Source organism: Streptomyces sp. NPDC052236 (assembly GCF_044548015.1).
Taxonomy (GTDB): Bacteria; Actinomycetota; Actinomycetes; order Streptomycetales; family Streptomycetaceae; genus Streptomyces.
The window spans coordinates 198,755-220,832 of record NZ_JBIUBL010000016.1 but is presented as its reverse complement, the minus strand read 5'-3'; the positions used below and the strand labels follow the sequence as shown (position 1 = coordinate 220,832).

General features: G+C 69.5%; 18 protein-coding genes. 10 read left to right on the top strand and 8 right to left on the bottom strand.

The genetic code is table 11. From position 1 onward, the window contains the following. Window positions 1–170: 170 nt before the first annotated feature. Genes ACIHCQ_RS26075 through ACIHCQ_RS26055 form a run of 5 tightly spaced genes read right to left on the bottom strand, consistent with a single transcriptional unit; the run spans window position 171 to window position 5,591 of the window. Window positions 171–1,481 carry a DUF58 domain-containing protein gene (locus ACIHCQ_RS26075; RefSeq protein ID WP_399666888.1) on the bottom strand — a complete coding sequence of 437 codons (1,311 nt, stop codon included), beginning with the start codon at window positions 1,479–1,481 and terminating at the stop codon, window positions 171–173. Between the two features lie 10 nt (window positions 1,482–1,491). Next, window positions 1,492–2,475 (bottom strand): AAA family ATPase, encoded by a 984-nt coding sequence (locus tag ACIHCQ_RS26070; protein WP_399666885.1) that lies wholly within the window; start codon window positions 2,473–2,475, stop codon window positions 1,492–1,494. Beyond that, the gene (locus tag ACIHCQ_RS26065; protein WP_399666882.1) at window positions 2,472–3,677 is read right to left on the bottom strand and encodes a DUF4350 domain-containing protein; all 1,206 of its coding nucleotides are present in this window, start codon (window positions 3,675–3,677) and stop codon (window positions 2,472–2,474) included. Before ACIHCQ_RS26065 ends, ACIHCQ_RS26070 begins: the two co-directional genes overlap by 4 nt. Beyond that, window positions 3,674–4,363 carry a DUF4129 domain-containing protein gene (locus tag ACIHCQ_RS26060; RefSeq protein ID WP_399666879.1) on the bottom strand — a complete coding sequence of 230 codons (690 nt, stop codon included), beginning with the start codon at window positions 4,361–4,363 and terminating at the stop codon, window positions 3,674–3,676. The genes ACIHCQ_RS26065 and ACIHCQ_RS26060 overlap by 4 nt, the downstream gene beginning before the upstream one ends. A 4-nt stretch (window positions 4,364–4,367) precedes the next feature. Next, window positions 4,368–5,591, bottom strand: a complete 1,224-nt coding sequence (locus tag ACIHCQ_RS26055; protein WP_399666876.1) for a hypothetical protein — start codon at window positions 5,589–5,591, stop codon at window positions 4,368–4,370. A gap of 182 nt (window positions 5,592–5,773) precedes the next feature. On the opposite strand from ACIHCQ_RS26055, the gene mtnA reads away from it, so the two are divergent. The 7 genes from mtnA (at window position 5,774) to ACIHCQ_RS26020 (ending at window position 14,434) form a co-directional block, all read left to right on the top strand. Then, window positions 5,774–6,913: an S-methyl-5-thioribose-1-phosphate isomerase gene (gene mtnA / locus ACIHCQ_RS26050; RefSeq protein WP_399666873.1), complete on the top strand. Its 1,140-nt coding sequence runs from the start codon at window positions 5,774–5,776 to the stop codon at window positions 6,911–6,913. A gap of 8 nt (window positions 6,914–6,921) precedes the next feature. Further along, a complete protein-coding gene (gene mtrA / locus ACIHCQ_RS26045) occupies window positions 6,922–7,611 on the top strand; it encodes a two-component system response regulator MtrA (protein ID WP_399666870.1) in 690 nt (229 codons plus the stop codon). Between the two features lies 1 nt (window position 7,612). Further along, window positions 7,613–9,727 carry an MtrAB system histidine kinase MtrB gene (gene mtrB / locus ACIHCQ_RS26040; RefSeq protein ID WP_399666867.1) on the top strand — a complete coding sequence of 705 codons (2,115 nt, stop codon included), beginning with the start codon at window positions 7,613–7,615 and terminating at the stop codon, window positions 9,725–9,727. Beyond that, complete coding sequence (locus ACIHCQ_RS26035; RefSeq protein ID WP_399666864.1) at window positions 9,717–11,564, top strand: LpqB family beta-propeller domain-containing protein; 1,848 nt, start codon at window positions 9,717–9,719, stop codon at window positions 11,562–11,564. Before mtrB ends, ACIHCQ_RS26035 begins: the two co-directional genes overlap by 11 nt. Before the next feature lie 113 nt (window positions 11,565–11,677). Beyond that, complete coding sequence (locus tag ACIHCQ_RS26030; RefSeq protein ID WP_399666913.1) at window positions 11,678–12,442, top strand: ComF family protein; 765 nt, start codon at window positions 11,678–11,680, stop codon at window positions 12,440–12,442. Between the two features lie 352 nt (window positions 12,443–12,794). After that, window positions 12,795–13,484: a ribosome hibernation-promoting factor, HPF/YfiA family gene (hpf, locus tag ACIHCQ_RS26025; protein WP_399666861.1), complete on the top strand. Its 690-nt coding sequence runs from the start codon at window positions 12,795–12,797 to the stop codon at window positions 13,482–13,484. A 197-nt stretch (window positions 13,485–13,681) separates the two neighbouring features. Next, a complete protein-coding gene (locus ACIHCQ_RS26020) occupies window positions 13,682–14,434 on the top strand; it encodes a response regulator (protein WP_399666858.1) in 753 nt (250 codons plus the stop codon). 39 nt (window positions 14,435–14,473) lie between these two features. Here ACIHCQ_RS26020 and ACIHCQ_RS26015 read toward each other — a convergent pair whose 3' ends face one another. Further along, complete coding sequence (locus ACIHCQ_RS26015; protein ID WP_399666855.1) at window positions 14,474–15,640, bottom strand: winged helix-turn-helix domain-containing protein; 1,167 nt, start codon at window positions 15,638–15,640, stop codon at window positions 14,474–14,476. 103 nt (window positions 15,641–15,743) lie between these two features. Continuing rightward, a complete protein-coding gene (locus ACIHCQ_RS26010) occupies window positions 15,744–16,319 on the bottom strand; it encodes a GNAT family N-acetyltransferase (protein WP_399666853.1) in 576 nt (191 codons plus the stop codon). 274 nt (window positions 16,320–16,593) lie between these two features. Here ACIHCQ_RS26010 and secA point away from each other — a divergent pair, with 274 nt between their 5' ends. Continuing rightward, the gene (secA, locus tag ACIHCQ_RS26005; RefSeq protein WP_399666850.1) at window positions 16,594–19,416 is read left to right on the top strand and encodes a preprotein translocase subunit SecA; all 2,823 of its coding nucleotides are present in this window, start codon (window positions 16,594–16,596) and stop codon (window positions 19,414–19,416) included. A 683-nt stretch (window positions 19,417–20,099) separates the two neighbouring features. Here secA and ACIHCQ_RS26000 read toward each other — a convergent pair. Further along, a complete protein-coding gene (locus ACIHCQ_RS26000; RefSeq protein WP_399666847.1) occupies window positions 20,100–20,558 on the bottom strand; it encodes an Rv3235 family protein in 459 nt (152 codons plus the stop codon). 279 nt (window positions 20,559–20,837) lie between these two features. On the opposite strand from ACIHCQ_RS26000, the gene ACIHCQ_RS25995 reads away from it, so the two are divergent. Together ACIHCQ_RS25995 and ACIHCQ_RS25990 are read left to right on the top strand one after the other, a co-directional pair. Beyond that, entirely contained in the window at window positions 20,838–21,353 is a 516-nt protein-coding gene (locus tag ACIHCQ_RS25995; RefSeq protein ID WP_399666844.1) for a DUF6912 family protein, read from the top strand. A 56-nt stretch (window positions 21,354–21,409) separates the two neighbouring features. Then, complete coding sequence (locus ACIHCQ_RS25990; protein WP_399666841.1) at window positions 21,410–22,072, top strand: HAD family hydrolase; 663 nt, start codon at window positions 21,410–21,412, stop codon at window positions 22,070–22,072. Window positions 22,073–22,078 lie beyond the last annotated feature (6 nt).

Below are 22,078 nucleotides of genomic sequence, written 5' to 3'. Positions count from 1 at the left end.
GTACTGCAGGGGGGACCCTGTGGGAGAGTAGGACGCCGCCGAACAATCATTGTGGGAATGCCCCGCACCTCTGGTGCGGGGCATTCCTGCGTTCAGGACCCATCGACTCCAGCCCGCGCCCAAAAGACGGCGCCTCGATTCCGCCCCCCCGCAGACGCCGCCTCCGTTTTCTAGAGGCGCCCTGCCGCCTTCAGCGCCAGGTAGGCATCCGCAAGTGCAGGGGCCAGATTGTCGGGAGTGGCATCGACGACTGTGACGCCGTGGCGCTGGAGCTGTTCTGCGGTGCGACGGCGCTGTGCCTGGGCCTGAGTGCCCGCTGCGGCATCGTAAACGGCGTCTACGGTGCCTCGGCTCTTGGTCATCTGCTCGATATAGGGATCCGCGACCGAGGCCACAAGCACGGTGTGGCGCTGCGTGAGCTGAGGGAGCACAGGCAGCAGCCCTTCTTCTATGGGCGCGGGGTCGAGGCTGGTGAGCAGAACAATGAGCGAGCGACGCGGAGCGCTGTGCAGTGTCGCGGCGCTGAGGCCCCGTGCATCGGTCTCTACGAGTTCGGGTTCCAGCGGAGCCATCGCGTTGACGACGGCGGGCAGAAGCTCGCCGGCAGAGCGGCCTTGGACCTGGGCACGGACACGGCGGTCGTAGGCCAGCAGGTCCACGCGGTCGCCTGCGCGCGTGGCCAGCGCGGTCAGGAGCAGTGCTGCGTCCATGGCGGCGTCGAGGCGCGGGACGTCGCCGACCCGGCCCGCAGAGGTACGTCCGGTGTCGAGGACGATGAGGATGTGACGGTCACGTTCGGGCCGCCAGGTGCGTACGGCGACGTTTGTCTGCCGGGCGGTGGCGCGCCAGTCGATGGACCGGGTGTCGTCCCCGGGGACGTAGTCGCGGAGGCTGTCGAATTCGGTGCCTTGGCCGCGGATCAGAACGCTGGTGCGGCCGTCGAGCTCGCGCAGCCGGGCCAGCCTGGACGGCAGGTGCTTGCGGCTGGTGAACGGCGGCAGGACGCGCACGGTCCAGGGAGCTCTGTGGGTGCCCTGGCGGCCCGCGAGGCCCAGTGGCCCGTATGAGCGGACGGTGATGCGTTCCGCCTGGCGGTCGCCGCGGCGTGTGGGGCGCAGGATCGTGGTGAGACGTCGCCGTTCGCCGGCCGGGATGGTGAGCTTGTGCCGGGACGCAGCGTGCTCGGTGCCGGTCAGCCAGCTGCTGGGCGGCCAGGCGTCGCGCAGGTGGGCACGCAGCGGGCGGCTCGAGGGGTTGGTGACGGTGAGATGGACTTCTGCGCTGTCACCCAGTCGAACTGATGTATCACCACTTCGAGTGAATCGGAGCGTTCGCACTGGCGCGGCGAGGGCGTAATCGCACAGGATTGCTAGTGACAGAGGCGCATTGACAGCGAGCATCCCGGCCCAGCTCGGTCCGAGGATGCCGACGGGGAGAGAGCCGAGAGCGGCGAGTAGCGCGGTTCGTCCGGTGAGAGCCATGGTCGCCGCCTCAGCGGGGGACGGGGACGTGGGTGAGGATCGCGGTGATGACGGAGTCGGCTGTGACTCCCTCCATCTCCGCCTCGGGCCGGAGCTGGATCCGGTGGCGCAGGGTAGGCAGGGCGAGGGCCTTCACATCGTCCGGGATGACATAGTCCCGGCCGGTGAGCCAGGCCCAGGCGCGGGCGGTGGAGAGCAAGGCTGTGGAGCCTCGGGGGGACACACCGAGGCTGAGTGAGGGGGATTCACGCGTGGCACGGCAGATATCGACGACATAGCCGGTGATCTCGGCGGAGACCGAGGTCTTGGCGACGGCGACCCGGGCCGCTTCAAGGTCTGCGGGCCCGGCGACGGGGCGTACGCCCGCCGCGTGGAGGTCGCGCGGGTTGAAGCCCTCGGCGTGCCGGGTGAGGACGTTGATCTCGTCCTCGCGGGAGGGCAGCGGGACCGTCAGCTTCAGGAGGAAGCGGTCCAGTTGGGCTTCGGGGAGGGGATAAGTGCCTTCGTACTCAACCGGGTTCTGGGTCGCGGCGACCAGGAACGGGTCGGGCAGCATGCGGGGTGTCCCGTCGACCGTGACCTGGCGCTCCTCCATCGCTTCCAGCAGTGATGACTGGGTCTTGGGCGGGGTGCGGTTGATCTCGTCGGCGAGAAGCAGGTTGGTGAAGACAGGGCCGGGCTGGAACGAGAACTCGGCGGTGCGTGCGTCGTAGATGAGAGACCCGGTGACGTCGCTGGGCATCAGGTCGGGGGTGAACTGGACGCGCTTCGTATCGAGCTTGAGGGACGCGGCGAGGGTGCGGACGAGGAGTGTCTTGGCGACGCCGGGGACTCCTTCGAGCAGGACGTGGCCCCGGCAGAGCAGGGCCACGACGAGCCCTGTGACAGCGGGATCCTGGCCGACCACAGCCTTGGCGATCTCGGTGCGCAGGGCCTCCAGGGAGGCGCGGGCGCGGTCCGAGTTCTCGGCTGTCTCGGGGGTCGGGGCGCTCATGAAGTGCGTACCTCTCTATCGAGGGCGTCTAGTTGGTCTGCCAGGCGGATGAGAGCGGTGTCGTTTGCCGGAGCCGGGCCGAAGAGGAGGGCCTTGAGGTCCCGGTCGCTGGTGTGGAGATGGGCCGAGACCGCCGGGAGGAGTGCCTCGGGGGAGTGGGCGTCGACCGGCGGGACGCCCAGGAGTGGCGCCAGCCGGGTGCGCGTCGCCGAGCGCAGGGACGAGGCCGCGCGGTCGCGGGCGTCCGCCTTGCGGTAGAGGCGGGCGCGGCCCTCGGTGGACTCGGAGGCGCGGATGGCCACGGGGAGTCGTTCGGTCACCAGAGGGCCGAGCCGGCGGGCGCGCCAGATGGCGGCCAGGACGGCGGCGAGGGTGAGTTGGAGCGTCCCCCAGAGCCAGCCGGAGGGGATCAGGTCGAGGAAAGAGCTGTCTTCCTCGCCCTCGCCGTCGGCGCCGCCGTCAGCAGCGGAGCCGTCGCTGACCGAAGGGAGGTACCAGATCAGTTGAGTGCGGGAACCGAGAAGCTGCAGGGCGAGGGAGGCGTTGCCGTGCTTGTCCAGACGGTCGTTGTACAGGATGTCGGGGGAGCCGAGCAGGACCGTGTCCCCGCTGTTGGGGGTGTCGATCCTGAGCAGAGTCGGCAGGCCGTCGCTCGGGTAGCAGCTGTCCGCGCCGGGGACCTCGGAGGCGTATCGCTCACCGCCGAGGTCGGCATTGCCCGCGCTGCGTGCGGCGGGGAGAGAGCATTGGGGGGTGCGTGCCGAGACGGGCGCCGGGGAGTCCGTGGTGACGCCGGGGGCCAGGGTGTCGACGGACGCGGGACCGGCACCGAGAAGAACGATGCGGCCGCCGGACGAGGCCGTCGCCGTGCTCAGCCTTTCCTGCTGGCGGCCCGTCAGCAGGTCAGGAGCGACGACGAGAAGCGTGGTGTCGGCGCCGGCCGCAGTGGTGGCCTCGTCGAGGGTGGTGACCACACGGGTGGAGACGCCGCGGTCCTTGAGAAGCTCGGCGACCGCCCGGCTGCCATAGCGGTCCGCGGAGCGGGGATCGAGGCGGCCATGCTGGTTTCCGGAGCGCAGAGCGGCCATGGCGATCCCGGCCGCGACGACGATGACGAGCGCGAGCAGCAGACCGCGGGTGCGGGTCCACACCTGGCGGGTGGTGGGGGACATGGAGGTGGAGGCCACGGACGCAGCGCTCATTCGGCTGCTCCTTGGGCAGCGCCACTGAGCAGCGGCTTGGCACGCTCCAGCCCGAGGTCCAGATCCCGCAGGCGCAGATACGCCTCCGGGGAGGCAGTGCGGCCTCCGTATGTGACGTCGTCGAACTCACGGGCGCCGACGCGGAGCCCGTGGGCGTGGTCGGGGAGGGAGCGGCCGGCCTCGGCGGCGGCCTCGTCGGCGGTGCGGCCCGGGCGCGGGTCGAGGAGAGTGCGTTCCTCCAGAGAGCGCACGATGGCTCGCATCCGTTCCTGGACGGCTTGGTTCCAGCGTCCGGCTGCGGCATGCGCCTCGGCGGCGGTGCGGTGTTCGGACGCGCTGCGGGGGCTGTCGTCGAAGAGGGAATCCGTGGAGCCAGGAGCACGCCGGGGCGTGCCAAGGCGCCACCAGAGAGCGGCGATCAGTGCCACGACGATCAGGGCGACGACGAGGAGACCGAGCACGCCACCCGGCGCGGAACCGGAGGCGGCATCGAAGATGCCGCCGACCCAGTCCCAGAAACGATCGAGAGCACGCTGGAGAAGGTTCGGATCGTTTTCGTGGTACATCGGCCTGGACAATTCCCGCTCCGCCGCCTCTCGGGCGGGGACGCGGGGAATGTCCACCGGTACGTCGTCGCTCTCGCGGGCCAGTAGCCGCGCCGCTGTCACGCCCCCCGTGATGGACACCGCGTCAACTCCGGGGGAAGTGGTGGCCCGGGGGCTCGGATCCGTAGCCGGGGACGCCCGCGGCCCGTGCGAGTTCGAGGTCGAGAGCCTCACGGCGGATGCGCTGGTCCACGTAGAGGAGGACGGTCACACCCGCGGAGATCGGATAGGTGATCGAAGAGGCGATCACCGAGCCGATACCCGTGATGATCAGGAACGGCCAGCCGAAGTCGGGCCCGCTCTCGGAGAACAGGTCGCTGAACCCGGTGCCGTCCACGGCGAACGCGATCAGGGCGAACGGCACAGCGATGATCATCGACACCAGCAGAGTCAGCAGCAGCGTCAGCGCGAGAATGCCGAAGGTCCGCCACCAGGCGCCCTGGACCAGTTTCGCCGAGCGGCGAAGGGAAGGAACGATGCCCTGGCGCTCCAGCATCAGAGCAGGAGACGAAAGGGCGAACCGGACCATCAGCCAGAGAGTCACGGCACAGCCCGCGAGGCCTCCGAGGATCGAGAGTGCGATTCCGGCGCCGCCGCCGAGCAGCACGCCCGGAAGGATGCCCGCGGTCAGGATGCCGACGCTCATGAGAGGCAGCAGCAGCGTCAGACCCAGCAGCTGGGGCAGCCGGGGCCGGGCCTCCTGCCAGGCCTCGGAGAGCGTCACCGAGTGGCCCAGCACGGAGCGGCTGATCACCACCGTGAGAACCGCTGTGGTGAAGAGCGTGCCGATCAAGGCAATGAGAATCGCCGGACCGGTGGCGAACAGGCTGGCCTGAAGGGAGTCCACAGACTGGCTGAGGGCTTCCGAGGGGCTCGCGTTCGGGTCGACCTCGGGTGGCTCAGGGAGCAGATAGCGCTCGACGAGGATGTCGCAGATCTGGGTGATCACGGACACAACGATCGTGACACCCAGCACCGTGCGCCAATGAGCGCGCAACGTCGACACCGCGCCGTCGAGGATCTCGCCGACGCCGAGAGGACGCAGCGGGATGACACCGGGCTTGGCCGCGGTCGGCGGCTGCCCCCAGCCGCCGGGCGGCTGACCACCCCAGCCGGGGGCGGGCGGCGGCGGTGCGGGGTTCGTGTGCGGGGCGGTCGGCGCGGACCACTGTCCTGCGGCCGGCTGCTCCTTGGACCACTTCGACGCGGGGCCGCTCTCGTCCGCGGGCCCGGCGGGCCGGGGCACGCCGGCTTCCTGACCGCCGGAGGGAGCAGATCCGGGCGAAGCCCAGCCCGGAGTGTCGTTCACGGTCGTCCACCTCATGGGTTGATCGCTTGGCCGACTCGGCGAGCCGGCACGTTCGCGGTGCCTGTCCGCCTGTCAAGGCGGTGGGTTGGCTGCCATCGTGCCACGCGTTGCCCGCTGGTGGGCGGGCCCTTGTGTCTCCTTCGTAGCTTCATTGTCAGTGCCTCACCGGGCAGACTGGGCAGATGGCTGATCAGTACGCACAAAACCCGTTCGGTACGGAGCGGCCGATGCTTCCGTCGCTGCGCTGGGACGAGCCACCGGAAGGGCCCGTGCTGGTCCTGCTCGACCAGACCCGGTTGCCCGCCGAGGAGGTCGAGCTCGTCTGTACCGACGTGCCCGCGCTGGTGGGTGCGATCCAGACGCTGGCCGTGCGGGGGGCGCCGCTGCTGGGGATCGCGGGTGCGTATGGTGTGGCACTTGCCGCCGTGCGGGGATTCGATGTGGATGAGGCGGTGGGACTGCTGGAGAACGCGAGGCCCACCGCGGTGAACCTGGGGTACGGGGTCCGGCGGGCCGCGGCCGCGTACCGGACGGCGGTCGACAGGGGAGCGGACCCGGAGCAGGCGGCCCGGACCGTGCTCGCGACGGCCAAGAAACTGCACCGCGAGGACGCCGAGGCCAGTGTCCGTATGGCCGCACACGGACTGGCGCTCCTCGACGAACTGCTGCCGGGCGGCAGCCACCGGATCCTGACCCACTGCAATACCGGGGCGCTGGTCTCGGGCGGGGAAGGGACCGCGTTCGCCGTGGCGCTCACGGCGCACCGGGCCGGCCGGCTGCGGCGCCTGTGGGTGGACGAGACGAGGCCGCTGTTGCAGGGGGCCCGACTGACCGCCTACGAGGCCGCCCGCAACGGAATGCCGTACACACTGCTCACGGACAATGCCGCTGGGTCTCTCTTCGCGGCGGGGGAGGTGGATGCCGTACTCATCGGGGCGGACCGGATAGCGGCCGACGGATCGGTGGCGAACAAGGTGGGAAGCTATCCGCTGGCGGTGCTGGCGAGGTATCACCATGTGCCGTTCATCGTGGTCGCGCCGACGACGACGGTGGATCTGAACACGCCGGACGGGGCGTCGATCGAAGTGGAGCAACGACCGGGGCATGAGGTGACTGAGGTCACAGCGCCGCAGCTGGCGGCGGCCCGGGTGAGCGGCGGGCTGCCGGTCGCGCCGCTGGGAACTCAGGCGTACAACCCGGCGTTTGATGTCACGCCCTCGGATCTGGTGACGGCGATCGTCACCGAGCAGGGTGCGTTGTCCCCGGTCACCGGCGGAGGAATAGCGGAGCTGTGTGCCAGGTCACGTCCAAGTAACGATTAGCTAATGGGATGATGTCGGTTATGAAGGGACGAGTCCTTGTCGTCGATGACGACACCGCACTGGCCGAGATGCTCGGGATTGTGCTGCGTGGTGAAGGTTTCGAGCCGTCGTTCGTAGCGGACGGGGACAAGGCACTTGCCGCTTTCCGTGACGCCAAGCCGGATCTTGTTCTGCTGGATCTCATGCTGCCCGGACGGGATGGCATTGAGGTGTGCCGGTTGATCAGGGCCGAGTCGGGCGTGCCGATCGTGATGCTCACTGCCAAGACAGACACTGTGGATGTGGTGGTCGGCCTGGAGTCCGGGGCCGATGACTACATCATGAAACCGTTCAAACCGAAGGAGCTGGTCGCCCGGATCCGGGCGCGGCTGAGGAGGTCGGAGGAGCCGGCGCCGGAGCAGCTGGCAATCGGGGATCTGGTCATTGATGTGGCCGGTCATTCGGTGAAGCGGGACGGGCAGTCGATCGCTCTGACCCCGCTCGAGTTCGACCTGCTGGTCGCCCTCGCCCGCAAGCCGTGGCAGGTGTTCACCCGCGAGGTGCTGCTGGAGCAGGTGTGGGGCTACCGCCACGCCGCGGACACCCGGCTGGTCAATGTGCATGTACAGCGGCTGCGCTCCAAGGTCGAGAAGGACCCTGAGCGCCCGGAGATCGTGGTGACAGTCCGTGGTGTCGGATACAAGGCCGGGCCGAACTGACATGGCCATGGGCAGCGCTGCTCCGAATCCCGGGGAGCCGGGAGTACGTACGGGGCAGGCTGCCCGGCCCGGGCGGGAGCCCTCACGATTCGGCCGGCTGCTTCAGGTGATTCAGAGCGGTCGGCTGCCCCAGGACGGGGCGCCCGGTGGACCGGTGCCCCGGCTCGTCATGCGCTGGGTGCGCCGTCCGCTGCTGCCCGCCGTGCGGCTGTGGCGGCGGAACATCCAGCTCAGGGTGGTCGCGAGCACACTGCTGATGTCGCTCGGCGTAGTGGTGCTGCTCGGCTTCGTCGTCATCGGGCAGGTGCGCAACGGACTGCTCGACGCGAAGGGGAAGGCCGCCCAGAGTCAGGCGGCCGGTGGCTTCGCGGTGGCGCGGGAGAAGGCGAACGAGCTGTCGGGGCAGGGCGAGGACGGCTCCGCCACAGACGGCAGGACCGCCCAGAACTCCTGGCGGTCGGATCTGGTGGAACAGCTCGCCAGTGGCGGTCAGGGCGCTTTCAACCTGGTGGCCCTGAGCGCCGACGACTCCGAGAACGCGGGCTCCAGCCGTGCGCCCCGGACCTCGGGCGGTGTGGACCACACGAGCATTCCCGAGGACCTGCGGGAAGCCGTCGGCCAGGGCACCGGGACGTACGAGACGTATGTCCTGATCAAGTACAACAACGCTGTCCACGATCCGGAGCCGGGGCTGGTGGTCGGCACCCGGCTGAACGACATCGAGGACAATCCCTACGAGCTCTACTACCTCTTCCCGCTGGCGCAGGAGGAGCAGTCGCTCAGCCTGGTCAGAGGGACCCTGGCCACCGCCGGGCTGTTCGTAGTCGTCCTGCTCGGAGCCATCGCCTGGCTGGTGGTGCGGCAGATTGTCACGCCTGTACGAATGGCTGCCGGGATCGCCGAGCGGCTCTCGGCCGGCCGCCTCCAGGAACGGATGAAGGTCACCGGCGAGGACGACATCGCCAGACTCGGCGAGGCCTTCAACAAGATGGCGCTGAACCTCCAGCTGAAGATCCAGCAGCTGGAGGAGCTCTCCCGGATGCAGCGGCGCTTCGTCTCGGACGTCTCGCACGAGCTGCGGACGCCGCTGACAACCGTACGGATGGCCGCCGATGTCATCTATGACGCGCGCAGCGCCTTCGACCCGGTGACCTCACGCTCCGCCGAGCTGCTCGGTGATCAGCTCGACCGCTTCGAGTCGCTGCTCTCCGACCTGCTGGAGATCAGCCGCTTCGACGCGGGAGCGGCGGCTCTGGAGGCCGATGCGATCGACCTGCGCGAGGTTGTACGGCGGGTGATCGGCGGCGCCGAGCCGCTGGCCGAGCGCAAGGGCACCCGGATACGGGTACTCGGCGACGAGCAGCCGGTCGTGGCGGAGGCAGATGCCCGGCGCGTGGAGCGAGTGCTGCGCAACCTGGTCGTCAACGCCGTCGAGCACGGCGAGGGCAAGGACGTCGTGATCCGCATGGCAGTGGCCGGCGGGGCCGTCGCGATCGCCGTGCGGGACTACGGGGTGGGATTGAAGCCGGGCGAGGCGACCCGGGTGTTCAACCGTTTCTGGCGGGCCGATCCGGCGCGCGCCCGTACCACGGGCGGCACAGGCCTTGGGCTGTCCATCGCGGTCGAGGACGCCCGGCTGCACGGAGGCTGGCTGCAGGCGTGGGGCGAGCCCGGCGGCGGCTCGCAGTTCCGGCTGACCCTGCCGCGTACGGCGGACGAGCCGCTGCGCGGCTCGCCGATACCGCTGGAGCCGGAGGACTCAAGGCAGAACCGCGAGCACGGAGGTCCGGTGGAGCCAAAGGCGAGCGGGCAGCTGCTCGCGTCAGTGCCGGTGCAGCCGATGGCGGACCGGCCGTCGCTGGCCGTACCGCCGCGTGTTTCCCTGCCGCCCCGTACGGCGCCTGCCGGGGTGCATCCGGCGGCCCTGCCGGGCAGCGGTGCCCGAGTGGTGGCGCGCCCTGCGGGGGAGCGGCGCGGCGGGGACCTCGCACCGCAGGGCCCGGGTGACCCGCAGATTCCGTCCGAGCGCTCAGGGCATTCAGGACACGCAGAGCCCTCGGAACTCTCAGATCGCTCGGAACGTACGGAACGTGAGGACACGACTCGTGGGCGCTGATCCCCGTCGGAACGGCCGCGCCGACGCGTTCCGCGCGTCCGCCCTGCTGGCCTGTAGCGGAGTGCTGCTCGCCGGCTGCGCGTCGATGCCCGACAGCGGTGACATCCATCCGGTGAAGGCGTCCCAGGGCGCGGACTCCCAGGTGCGCGTATACGCGGTGCCGCCGCGTCAGGGGGCCTCGCCGGATGAGATCGTCGCCGGCTTCCTGGAGGCGATGACCAGCGACGACGCGAATTTCGCCATCGCCCGGAAGTACCTGATGGCGGAGAAGGCCAAGGAGTGGCGGCCGGAGGAGAGCACGACGGTCCTGACGGCCGCGCCGGACTCGGAACCGCCCGAAGCCGGCGATGGAGAGAACCCGGGCATGAGCTCCAGGCTCGTCGGCAAACAGATCGCGATGGTGGACGCCCAACACGCATATCAGCCGATTACGCCCACCGACTTCAGCAGGACGATTCACCTCTCACGGCAGAGCGGTCCGGACGGCAAGGAATGGCGCATCGACCGCCTGCCGGACGGGCTGGTGCTCGGGGAGTCCGATTTCCAGCGCAACTACCGCTCCGTGAACAAGTATTACTTCGCCGCCGGGCGGGGTGATGTGGTGGTCGCCGATCCCGTCTTCATCCGGCAGCGACTGGACCCGGTCACCCGCATGGATCCGCTCACCCAGACCGTCAAGGCGCTGCTCGAAGGCCCGACGGACTGGCTGAAGCCGGTGGTCGAATCGCCGTTCCCCGCCGGTACGGCGCTGAAGGAGGGCACCAGGTCGCTGACGGTCGACGACCGGAACGCGCTGAAGGTGCCGCTCAATGAGAAGGCCTCCCACGTGGGCCGCACGCAATGCCAACAGCTGGCCGCACAGATCCTCTTCACCATCAGGAACATGACCTCCACGCGGGTGGACCAGGTGGAGCTGCAGCGTACGAACGGCTCGCAGCTGTGCGTGCTCGACAGCAGCCAGGCGGAGGGGATCGTGCCGGACCCCACCTCGGGCAGGCCCGGGAACCAGTACTTCGTCGACAAGCAGAAGCACCTGGCGCGGCTGCCTGGCGGCGCGAAGGACATCAGCGAGCCGGAGAGCGTGTCCGGGCCGTTCGGCAATGGGCAGCTGCAGGTCAGCCACGTCGGGGTGGCCCGGGACGAGAGCACCGCGGCGGCCGTCTCCGCGGATTCCAGCCGCCTGTACGTGGCGTCGATCATCTCGGACAGCCAACTGGGCGACGCGGTGGTGCGGAGCAAGGGCAAGACCGCCGTCAACCGGCTCTCGGCACCCAGCTGGGACGGTCGGGGTGACCTGTGGGTAGCCGATCGCGACCTCAAGAATCCGGCGCTGCTGCGCCTCCCGGGTGGTTCCGGCACACCGCAGCCGGTCGAGGTTCCAGGTCTTGACGGCGCGCGCATCGAGGCGCTGCGGGTGTCGGCGGACGGTGTGCGGATCGCGCTGCTGCTGACGAAGGGCGGTAAGACCACGCTGAGCATCGGACGCGTGGAGCGCGAGGGCCCCAAGAAGGACAAGGTGTCCGTGGCGGAGCTGCGGCCCGCCGCACCCCAGATGGAGACGGTGACGGCCGTCTCCTGGGCCGGTCCCAGCAGGCTTGTCGTGGTCGGCAAGGAGTCCGGCGGGGTCCAGCAGGTGCGCTACATCCAGACGGACGGCTCCACCTCGGCCGCGAGCATCCTGCGGGGCCTCAGTGGGGTCAAGGCGGTAGCGGCCTCGGACGACGAGAGCCGGCCCCTGGTGGCGTACTCCGATAGCGACGGCATCGTGCAGCTCCCGGCCGGCGCCAACTGGCAGACGCTGGTCAAGGAGGGCTCGTCGCCGGTCTACCCGGGGTAGCCGAGGCGGCCCGGGCGTCCGGTGCGGGGCGGACAGCTCTGCGCGCCGTTGTCCACAGGTCCAGTTGTCCACAGGGGTGGGAGGGCGCCCCGGATATGGGCAGAGTTGTCGCCATGCGGGGGTGGTGGCGCGAAATCACCGGTCTGGTGCTGCCGGTCGCCTGCAGCGGCTGCGGCACTCCGCGTACACCGCTGTGCGAGGAGTGCGGCCGCGCTTTGTATGGCGGCGCGGCGCGCCGGACGAGGCCGGTGCCGGAGCCCGCGGGCCTGCCGGTGGTGCATGCCGCCGCCCCGTACGAGGACGCGGTACGTGCCGTGCTGCTCGCCCACAAGGAGCGGGGCGCGCTGGGGCTGGCCCGGCCGCTGGGCGTCGCGCTCGCCGGGGCGGTACGGGCGTCGGCGTCCGCAGGGGCGGCGGGTCCGCTGCTGCTGGTGCCCGTGCCGTCCGCGCCTCGTGCGGTCAGGGCGCGTGGGCACGACGCGGCGCGGCGCATCGCGCTGGCGGCGGCGGGGGAGCTGCGGCGTACGGGGATCGAGGCGAGGGCTCTGCCCGTGCTGAGGCAGCGGCGGGCTGTGGCCGACCAGTCGGGTCTTACCGCCCGGCAGCGCATGGTGAACCTGGCGGGGGCACTGGAGGTGGTGCCCGGTGGCGGTCGGCTGCTGGAGGGCGGCCGGGCGGTGCTGGTGGACGACCTGATGACGACCGGCGCCTCCTTGGCCGAGGCGGCGCGGGCCCTTCGCGCGGCCATTGGTCTGCGATCCTCCGCATTCGTACGACTGCGGGCGGCGGTCGTTGCCGCGCCACCGCTGTCTTTCGAAGAACATCGAACGAATCGAACGAATGGAATGAACCGAGCGCGCCGATCGAACCGGAACTGATGAACAGGAACTGACACAGCCCCTGCATCGTTGCAGTAAGTAACGGAAGGAAATAACGTCGGAATCGAGGTACGCGCTGGTAGCGGGTGCCGTCAGCTGTCCGATCGAGCTATGTTCGGTGGTGAGGAAATGGCGATTGCCGGACCTCACCAAAATGGGCTGAGCCATGGATCCGGCCAGGGATTCGAGTCGGTGACAACCCCGGAAACTGGTGGGGTGGGGATCATGTCGGCTGGGGAGGAGGAGGTGAAGGTCGCCAAGTCCGAGGCTCCGGTGATCATCGGAGTCTGGTGCAAGAGGGAGACGCTCCGCAGCCAGTGAGCGAGCGGAGCCATCCGGAACGGAGTTCTGCGTGGACATCGTCGTCAAGGGCCGCAAGACCGAGGTGCCCGAGAGGTTCCGCAAGCACGTGGCCGAGAAGCTGAAGCTGGACAAGATCCAGAAGCTCGACGCCAAGGTGATCAGCCTGGACGTCGAGGTGTCCAAGGAGCTCAACCCGCGGCAGGCGGACCGTTCCGACCGCGTGGAGATCACACTGCACTCCCGCGGACCGGTGATCCGGGCCGAAGCCGCAGCCGCCGACCCGTACGCAGCGCTCGACCTGGCCACCGGCAAGCTCGAGGCGCGGCTGCGCAAGCAGCACGAAAAGCGGTACAACCGCCGTGGGCACGGCCGTATTTCGGCATCCGAAGTAGCCGATGTCGTTCCCGGCGTCGCCGAGCTGAGCGCGAATGGGCGGCCCCCTGCCGAAGAGGCGCAGCAAACCATTCCGACCACCAGGATGGGCTCGCTCGAAGTTCAGGGCGAAGGTCCGCTGGTGGTCCGCGAGAAGATCCACACCGCGGCCCCGATGACACTCGACCAGGCGCTCTACGAAATGGAACTGGTCGGGCACGACTTCTATCTCTTCGTCGACTCCGAGACGAAGCAGCCCAGTGTTGTCTACCGGCGGCACGCCTACGACTATGGCGTCATCCATCTGGAGACTGACCCGCTGGCCGGGTCCCGGGCAGGCGGCGCGGGAGGTGCGCTCGGCGGCTGATTCCGCCGACAGGTAGGCGGCGCCCCTGGGAGGCTTACGCGCCCCCCAGGGGCACCACCGTGCGACCAGAGGAACAGACGATCACCGCTCTGTCGTCCAGGCATGAAAGCATGGCGTCGCAAGCCAACCGGTGCCTTGTGTACTGATGTTGGCCGACCGCACATGACCATCAGGCCACGGCTTCAGGGGGAGGAACGATGGCGGACAGCTTCGGGCCGGTGCACGACGACGAGGGCAATACCGGTGCCACAGTCGCCGGGGCCGGCGCGGACACGGGCGGCTCACGCAAGGAGCCGATCCGGGTCCTTGTGGTGGACGATCACGCACTCTTCCGGCGGGGACTGGAGATCGTCCTCGCGCAGGAGGAGGACATCCAGGTCGTGGGCGAGGCGGGCGATGGCGCGGAGGCGGTCGACAAGGCCGCCGACCTGCTGCCCGACATCATCCTGATGGATGTCCGGATGCCCAAGCGCGGCGGTATCGAGGCCTGCACCTCCATCAAGGAGGTGGCCCCCAGCGCGAAGATCATCATGCTGACGATCAGCGACGAGGAGGCCGACCTCTACGACGCGATCAAGGCGGGCGCCACCGGCTATCTCCTCAAGGAGATCTCCACCGACGAGGTGTCCACCGCGATCCGTGCGGTGGCCGACGGCCAGTCGCAGATCAGCCCGTCCATGGCGTCCAAGCTGCTGACCGAGTTCAAGTCGATGATCCAGCGCACCGACGAGCGCAGACTCGTCCCGGCGCCCCGGCTGACCGAGCGCGAGCTCGAAGTGCTCAAACTGGTCGCCACGGGGATGAACAACCGCGACATTGCCAAGGAGCTGTTCATCTCCGAGAACACCGTGAAGAACCACGTCCGCAACATCCTGGAGAAGCTCCAGCTGCACTCCAGGATGGAGGCCGTGGTCTACGCGATGCGGGAGAAGATCCTCGAGATCCGGTAACCCCAAGATCCGGTAACCCCAAGATCCAGACATCCGGGGTCAGGCGGAGACGGCCCGGACCAGGTCCGTGGTGAGCTCCGGGCGGTCGACCCGTTCGATTCGTACGGAATCGCAGCCCACCCACTCCGCCGCCTCGCGCAGTGCCTGTGCCATGGGTGCCACGGCCTTGGGGGTGTCCAGGGACACCTGGCGCGCCACCAGCGTCGTGCCCTCACGGGCCGGGTCGACCCGGCCCAGCAGCTTTCCGCCCGACAGCAGCGGCATCGCGAAGTAGCCGTACATCCGCTTGGGCTTGGGGACGTACGCCTCCAGGCGGTGTACGAAACCGAAGATCCGCTCGGTGCGGGCCCGTTCCCATATGAGGGAGTCGAAGGGCGAGAGCAGGGTCGTACGGTGTCGGCCGCGCGGCTCGGAAGCGAGCGCCAGCGGGTCCGCCCAGGCGGGCTTGGACCAGCCCTCGACCGTGACCGGGACCAGCCCGGAGTCCGCGACCACCGCGTCGAACTGCTCGCCCTTGAGGCGGTGGTAGTCAGCGATGTCCGCACGAGTGCCGACGCCCAGGGACTGTCCGGCGAGCCGGACGAGTCTGCGCAGGCACTCCGCGTCGTCCAGGTCGTCGTGCAGGACGGCGTCCGGGATCGCCCGCTCCGCCAGGTCGTACACCCGCTTCCAGCTGCGCCGCTCGGTGCACACCACCTCGCCGTACATCAGCGCCCGCTCGACGGCGACCTTCGAGCCGGACCAGTCCCACCACTCGCCGCCGTTCTTCGCGCCGCCCAACTCGGTGGCCGTCAGCGGGCCTTCGGCGCGCAGCTGCTTGATCACCGTGTCGTACGCGTCGTCGGGGAGGTCGTGGTTCCAGTGCGGGCGGGCGCGGTAGGCGCGGCGGCGGAAGGCGAAGTGCGGCCACTCCTCGACGGGCAGGATGCACGCCGCGTGCGACCAGTACTCGAAGCTGTGGCCCTCGGTCCAGTACGCATCCTCGACCGTCCTGCGACCGACCGCGCCCAGGCGTGCGTACGGGATCAGTTCGTGGGAGCGGGCCAGCACCGAGATCGTGTCCAGCTGTACGGCGCCGAGGTGACGCAGCACGCCCCGCACCCCGCCCCGCCGGTCGGGCGCGCCCAGGAACCCCTGGGCGCGCAGCGCGATGCGGCGGGCCTCGTCGGCGGAGAGTTCGGCGGCGGGGGGCGGCAGCGTCGTCATGCTCCCGCACGATAGACGGCGCCACTGACAATCGGCCCGGCGGTCGGCCTGACAATCGGCCCCGCGCTCGGCCCTGCGCTCGGCCCTGCGCTCGGCCCCGCGCTCAGTTCCGCGCCGGGAGATACGGGTACGCGCTCGGCAGCCCCAGATCGGACGGGAGCAGCGCGCCGATCCAGGTATCCCTGAGGGTGTCCTTGTTCAGCAGCGCGGCGCGCAGCGCCCCCTCGACCACGAACCCGGCCTTCTCCGCGACAGCCCGCGACCCCGTGTTGCCGACCTCGGCGCGCCACTCCAGACGCGTCGCGCCCAGTCTCGTGAAGACCCAGTGCGCCACGGCGCCCACGCTCTCCGCCATGACACCGCGCCCTCGGTGCTCCTTGCCCGTCCAGAAGCCGATCTCCCAGGTGCCGGAGAACGTACGCAGGGTGACCGCGACCGAGGCCAGCAGCGGGCCGCCCGTGCGCGGCAGCACCGCGAACGTGTACATCGTGCTGGTGCGCCAGCCGTCCGGCACCAGCTGCCCGGTGAATTCGGCCGCGTGCTGCCGTTCGTACGGTGAAGGGACCGTCGTCCACCGCTGGATGTCGGGATCCTGGCAGGCCTGGTAGACCGCCTCGGTGTCTTCGGGAGTGAAGGGACGCAGCAAAAGGCGGTCGGTGGTAAGAGTGATGGGCTCCATGTCCGGATTCTTGTCAGGACCGCGGTCCTGTGCGAGTACTTTTCGTACCCCACCGGCATACTTTTCGTACCTCACCGGCACCTTCCAGGCGTCCCACGCGTTGTCTTGGCGGGTGAGAGCAGGCCTGGGTGACTTCGGACTGACGATGGACCTCCCGACCCGGCGGTGTCCTCGCTTACGATGGCCGTTGCGGTGGGGCCTACCTGCCGTGCCCGCGCCAGTGTCCATAACACGACCCAGTGCCCAGGCCCGATCGGCAAGGAGACCAACCTCAGTGTCCGTCTTCAACAAGCTCATGCGTGCAGGCGAAGGCAAGATCCTGCGCAAACTGCACCGCATCGCGGACCAGGTCAACTCCATCGAAGAGGACTTCGTCAACCTCTCCGACGCCGAGTTGCGGGCGCTCACGGACGAGTACAAGGAGCGCCACGCAGACGGTGAGAGTCTGGACGACCTGCTGCCCGAGGCGTTCGCGACCGTCCGCGAGGCCGCCAAGCGCGTCCTCGGCCAGCGCCACTACGACGTACAGATGATGGGCGGCGCGGCGCTGCACCTCGGGTACGTCGCCGAGATGAAGACCGGTGAGGGCAAGACCCTCGTCGGCACCCTCCCCGCCTATCTCAACGCGCTCTCGGGCAAGGGTGTCCACCTGATCACGGTCAACGACTATCTGGCCGAGCGTGACTCCGAGATGATGGGCCGGGTCCACAAGTTCCTGGGCCTGACGATCGGCTGCATCCTCGCCAATATGACGCCCGCCCAGCGCCGCGAGATGTACAGCTGCGACATCACGTACGGCACGAACAACGAATTCGGCTTCGACTACCTCCGCGACAACATGGCGTGGTCCCAGGACGAGCTCGTCCAGCGCGGCCACAATTACGCCATCGTCGACGAGGTCGACTCGATCCTCGTGGACGAGGCCCGTACGCCGCTGATCATCTCCGGCCCCGCCGACCAGGCCACCAAGTGGTACGGCGACTTCGCCAAGCTGGTGACGCGCCTGTCCAAGGGCGAGGCGGGCAACACGCTCAAGGGCATCGAGGAGACCGGCGACTACGAGGTCGACGAGAAGAAGCGGACCGTCGCCATCCACGAGCCCGGTGTCGCGAAGGTCGAGGACTGGCTGGGCATCGACAACCTCTACGAGTCGGTGAACACCCCGCTCGTCGGTTATCTGAACAACGCCATCAAGGCCAAGGAACTGTTCAAGAAGGACAAGGACTACGTCGTCATCGACGGCGAAGTCATGATCGTGGACGAGCACACCGGCCGTATTCTCGCCGGCCGCCGCTACAACGAGGGCATGCACCAGGCCATCGAGGCGAAGGAAGGGGTGGACATCAAGGACGAGAACCAGACCCTCGCCACGATCACCCTGCAGAACTTCTTCCGCCTCTACGGCAAGCTCTCCGGCATGACCGGTACGGCCATGACAGAGGCCGCTGAGTTCCAGCAGATCTACAAGCTGGGCGTCGTACCGATCCCGACGAACAAGCCGATGGTCCGCCTGGACCAGTCCGACCTGATCTACCGCACCGAGGTCGCCAAGTTCGCGGCGGTCGTCGACGACATCGCGGAGAAGCACGAGAAGGGCCAGCCGATCCTGGTCGGCACCACCTCGGTCGAGAAGTCCGAGTACCTCTCGCAGCAGCTCAACAAGCGCGGTGTGCAGCACGAGGTGCTCAACGCCAAGCAGCACGACCGGGAGGCGACGATCGTCGCCCAGGCGGGCCGCAAGGGCGCGGTCACCGTCGCCACGAACATGGCCGGCCGTGGTACGGACATCAAGCTCGGCGGCAACCCCGACGACCTCGCGGAGGCGGAGCTGCGCCAGCGCGGTCTCGACCCCGACGAGCACGTGGAGGAGTGGGCTGCGGCCCTGCCCGCCGCGCTGGAGCGGGCCGAGGAGGCCGTCCAGTCGGAGCACGACGAGGTCACGGGCCTCGGCGGGCTGTACGTCCTGGGCACGGAGCGGCACGAGTCGCGCCGTATCGACAACCAGCTGCGCGGTCGTTCCGGCCGTCAGGGCGACCCGGGCGAGTCCCGGTTCTACCTGTCGCTCGGCGATGACCTGATGCGTCTGTTCAAGGCGCAGATGGTCGAGCGTGTGATGTCGATGGCGAACGTCCCCGACGACGTCCCGATCGAGAACAAGATGGTCACGCGCGCGATCGCGTCGGCCCAGTCGCAGGTCGAGCAGCAGAACTTCGAGACGCGTAAGAACGTCCTGAAGTACGACGAGGTCCTGAACCGGCAGCGCGAGGTCATCTACGGCGAGCGCCGCCGCGTACTGGAGGGCGAGGACCTGCACGAGCAGATCCGCCACTTCATGGACGACACCATCGACGCGTACATCGCGGCCGAGACCGTCGAGGGCTTCGCCGAGGAGTGGGACTTGGACCGGCTGTGGGGCGCCTTCAAGCAGCTCTACCCGGTGAAGACCACGGTTGAGGACCTGGAGGAGGAGGTCGGCGACCGGGCCGGGATCACGGGCGAGTTCATCGCCGAGTCCATCAAGGACGACATCCACCAGCAGTACGAAGAGCGCGAGAAGCAGCTCGGCTCGGACATCATGCGCGAGCTTGAGCGGCGCGTGGTGCTGTCCGTACTGGACCGCAAGTGGCGCGAGCACCTCTACGAGATGGACTACCTGCAGGAGGGCATCGGCCTGCGCGCCATGGCGCAGAAGGACCCGCTGGTGGAGTACCAGCGCGAGGGCTTCGACATGTTCACCGCGATGATGGAGGGCATCAAGGAGGAGTCCGTCGGCTACCTGTTCAACCTGGAGGTCCAGGTCGAGCAGCAGGTCGAGGAGGTCCTGGTGCAGGACGGCGCGGAGAAGACCTCGCTCACGAAGGAGGACGCGGTGCCGGCGGGCGTCTCGCGTCCGGAGATCCGTGCGAAGGGGCTCGACGCTCCGCAGCGGCCGGACCGGCTGCACTTCTCGGCGCCTACGGTGGACGGCGAGGGCGGTGTCATCGAGGGCGACTTCGACAGCGACGGGCAGCCGGCGCGGGCGGAGACGGACGGGCTGACGCGGGCGGAGCGCCGGAAGGCGCAGAAGGGCGGCGGCGGGCGTCGCCGCAAGAAGTAGCAGGCGCGCTTGCTGGGCGCGTAGCGCCTGCGCGGACCCTGCGCGGGGTCTGCTCATGACGGACACGGCCAGGCCCGGACACCGATTGCGGTGTCCGGGCCTGGCCGTGTCCGTGGGGCCTGAGATCGACTGTGGGCAGGTGGGTGGTGCCGACCCGAAGCCGAGGACTCGGGCCCCGGCCTCACCACGGCCGTCAGGGCCCGCCTCATAGGGCGTTACGGCCCGGCTACGGGCCGTTGTCGGTCTGGGTGAGGTCGATGGGGGCTGCGGGCGGCCCTGAGGGGCTGTGTCGGCTTGCAAGCGAGGCCCCGGGCCCCTCGGCCCCGCCACGGTCTGCTACGCCCCGCCACGGCGCGTTACGGGCAGTTGTAGGGCTGAGCTGGCCCGACCCGAAGCCGCCGACTGGTGCGGGCCAGGCCTGCGGCCTCAGGCTCCGGCCGGTAAGGTCCGCCTGCCCCGGCTGAGGGGCGAGGTCCGTCCGGCGGTGCTTGTTGGCGGGCCTGGGCCGTTTTGCCCGCGCGGGAACCCTCTTGGGCTGGCGCCGTAGCCCCGACTGAGGGCCCGGGTCGGTGTGGGCCTGGGCCGTTCGCTCGCCGGGGTCACAGTGCCTGCCCTTTTCCCGGGTCGACGGGATGCAGGCTCTGCTGCGGGCAAGGGTGTTTCCACGCTTCCGACGCAGGACACTAGCCCGACGTCCTCCGCGTCGAGGCCCGTTCGCCGCCCACTTCCACCGCCGCGCAGCGCCACCGCATGTCCGGGCCCTGTTCCAGGCGGAATGCCATCGCGCTCACCCGGTCGCCCGAGCCGATTCTGGCGAAGGCCTCGATCACCCCCGGGCCCGGCTGGTACTCCCCGCAGTGCCGGACGACCGGCGTCACCCGGTCCGCCGGGCGCAGCGGGGCTCCCGGGGCCAGCCGTACCAGTTGCTCGTACGCCTCCCCGATTGTGTGGCCGATCATCCAGTGCACCGGGCGCTGGCCGCTGAGCACCGCGAGCAGGCGGTCGGCGAACCAGTAGTGCGGCTTCTGGCGCCGCCGGGCGCGGGCCGCCGCCGCTCCCGCCGCTCTTGTTGCTGCCGCCGCTGCCGTCGTAGCGGCCGGACCGCGCTGGTCGCGCCTTCCCGCAGGCCTGGTCCTGTCCATGCAGATCGCCCCCGTTGTGCCGGGCCCGGTCCCCATACCGGGCGGTAACTTCGCTGGTGATCTTCTATGGGGGCAGGGCGGGCGACCGCAATCCCCCACCGGCAGCGCGGGCGCGGAGTCGCGAAATCACCTATCAGGGTGACCTCGGCCGTGCAGCGTCTCGCCACAGGCCGACCCGCAGACGTCGCAGGTGGACGGTGTGCGCGGCCCGCGGGCCACCCCGAAGGGGGACGCCACACGTATCCTGAGGTCGCCTTCCGCCTACGAAAGTTGCCAGCCATGCGCGTCTACGTCCCCCTGACCCTCCCCGGTCTCGCAGAGGCGCACACGACGGGCACGCTGGGCCCCGGCCCGCTGGCCGCCTATGCCGTCACTCCGGCACTGCGCGAGTGGTACCTCTCCGACGACATCGAGGAGCTGGAGTACGCCGCGCTGAGCCGCGCCGCCACCGCCTCGCTGCGGCTGATCGCGGGCGACCCGGCCGCCGCCCGGCGCCGGGTCGTCGTCGCCGTCGACGTACCGGATCAGGAGGCGGTCGCCGATCCCGATCAGCTGCTCGGCGGGAGCGGGCTCGGCGAGGTGCGGATCTCTTCCGCGGTGCCGCTGGCCAAGGCGGCGGCTGTGCATGTGGACGCCGACGACGCGGTTGCCGATGTCTCAGCGGCGGCCGACGCCCTCGGGGCCGCCGATCAGGGCGACGACGACGCCCAGTTCACCGTGGACGGCGCGGAGGATCACGAACTCCTCTGGTACGGGGTCCAGGAGATTCCGAACCTCATCGCTGAGCTGAGCTGAGCCGAGCTGAGCCGACCCCCCGGCCGGTTGTCGGACCCGGCCGGTACGGTTTTCGCATGGGGAAACACAGCACGCACCTGGTCTGGGACTGGAACGGCACACTGCTCGATGACACCACCGCGGTCATCGGAGCCACCAATGCCGCCTTCGCGGAGGCCGGCCTGGAGCCGATCACGCTGGAGCGCTACCGCGAGCTGTACTGCGTACCGATTCCCCGCTTCTACGAGCGGCTGATGGGCCGCCTGCCCTCGGAAGCCGAATGGGTGGCCATGGACGATGCCTTCCACCGGCACTACAGCGAGCACCGCATCGGGTGCGGGCTGACCGCGGGCGTCGAGGAACTGCTGCACGAGTGGGGAGTGGCGGGCCGCAGCCAGTCGCTGCTGAGCATGTACGGACATGAGCAGCTGGTCCCGGTCGTGCGGGGGTACGGCATCGACGGCCACTTCATACGCGTCGACGGGCGCACCGGGCCCTCCGGCGGCACCAAAGCGCTGCACATGGAGCGCCACCTCGCCGCGCTGACCGCCGTGGCCCCGGACCGTACGGTGGTGATAGGCGACGCGGTGGACGACGCCATGGCCGCGGCGCACGTCGGCGCGCGAGCCGTGCTGTACACGGGCGGCTCGCACAGCAGGGCCAGCCTGGAGGCCGTCGGCGTACCCGTCGTGGACAGCCTCGCGGACGCGGTGGAAGAGGCCCTGCGCCTGGTCGCCTGACCAGGC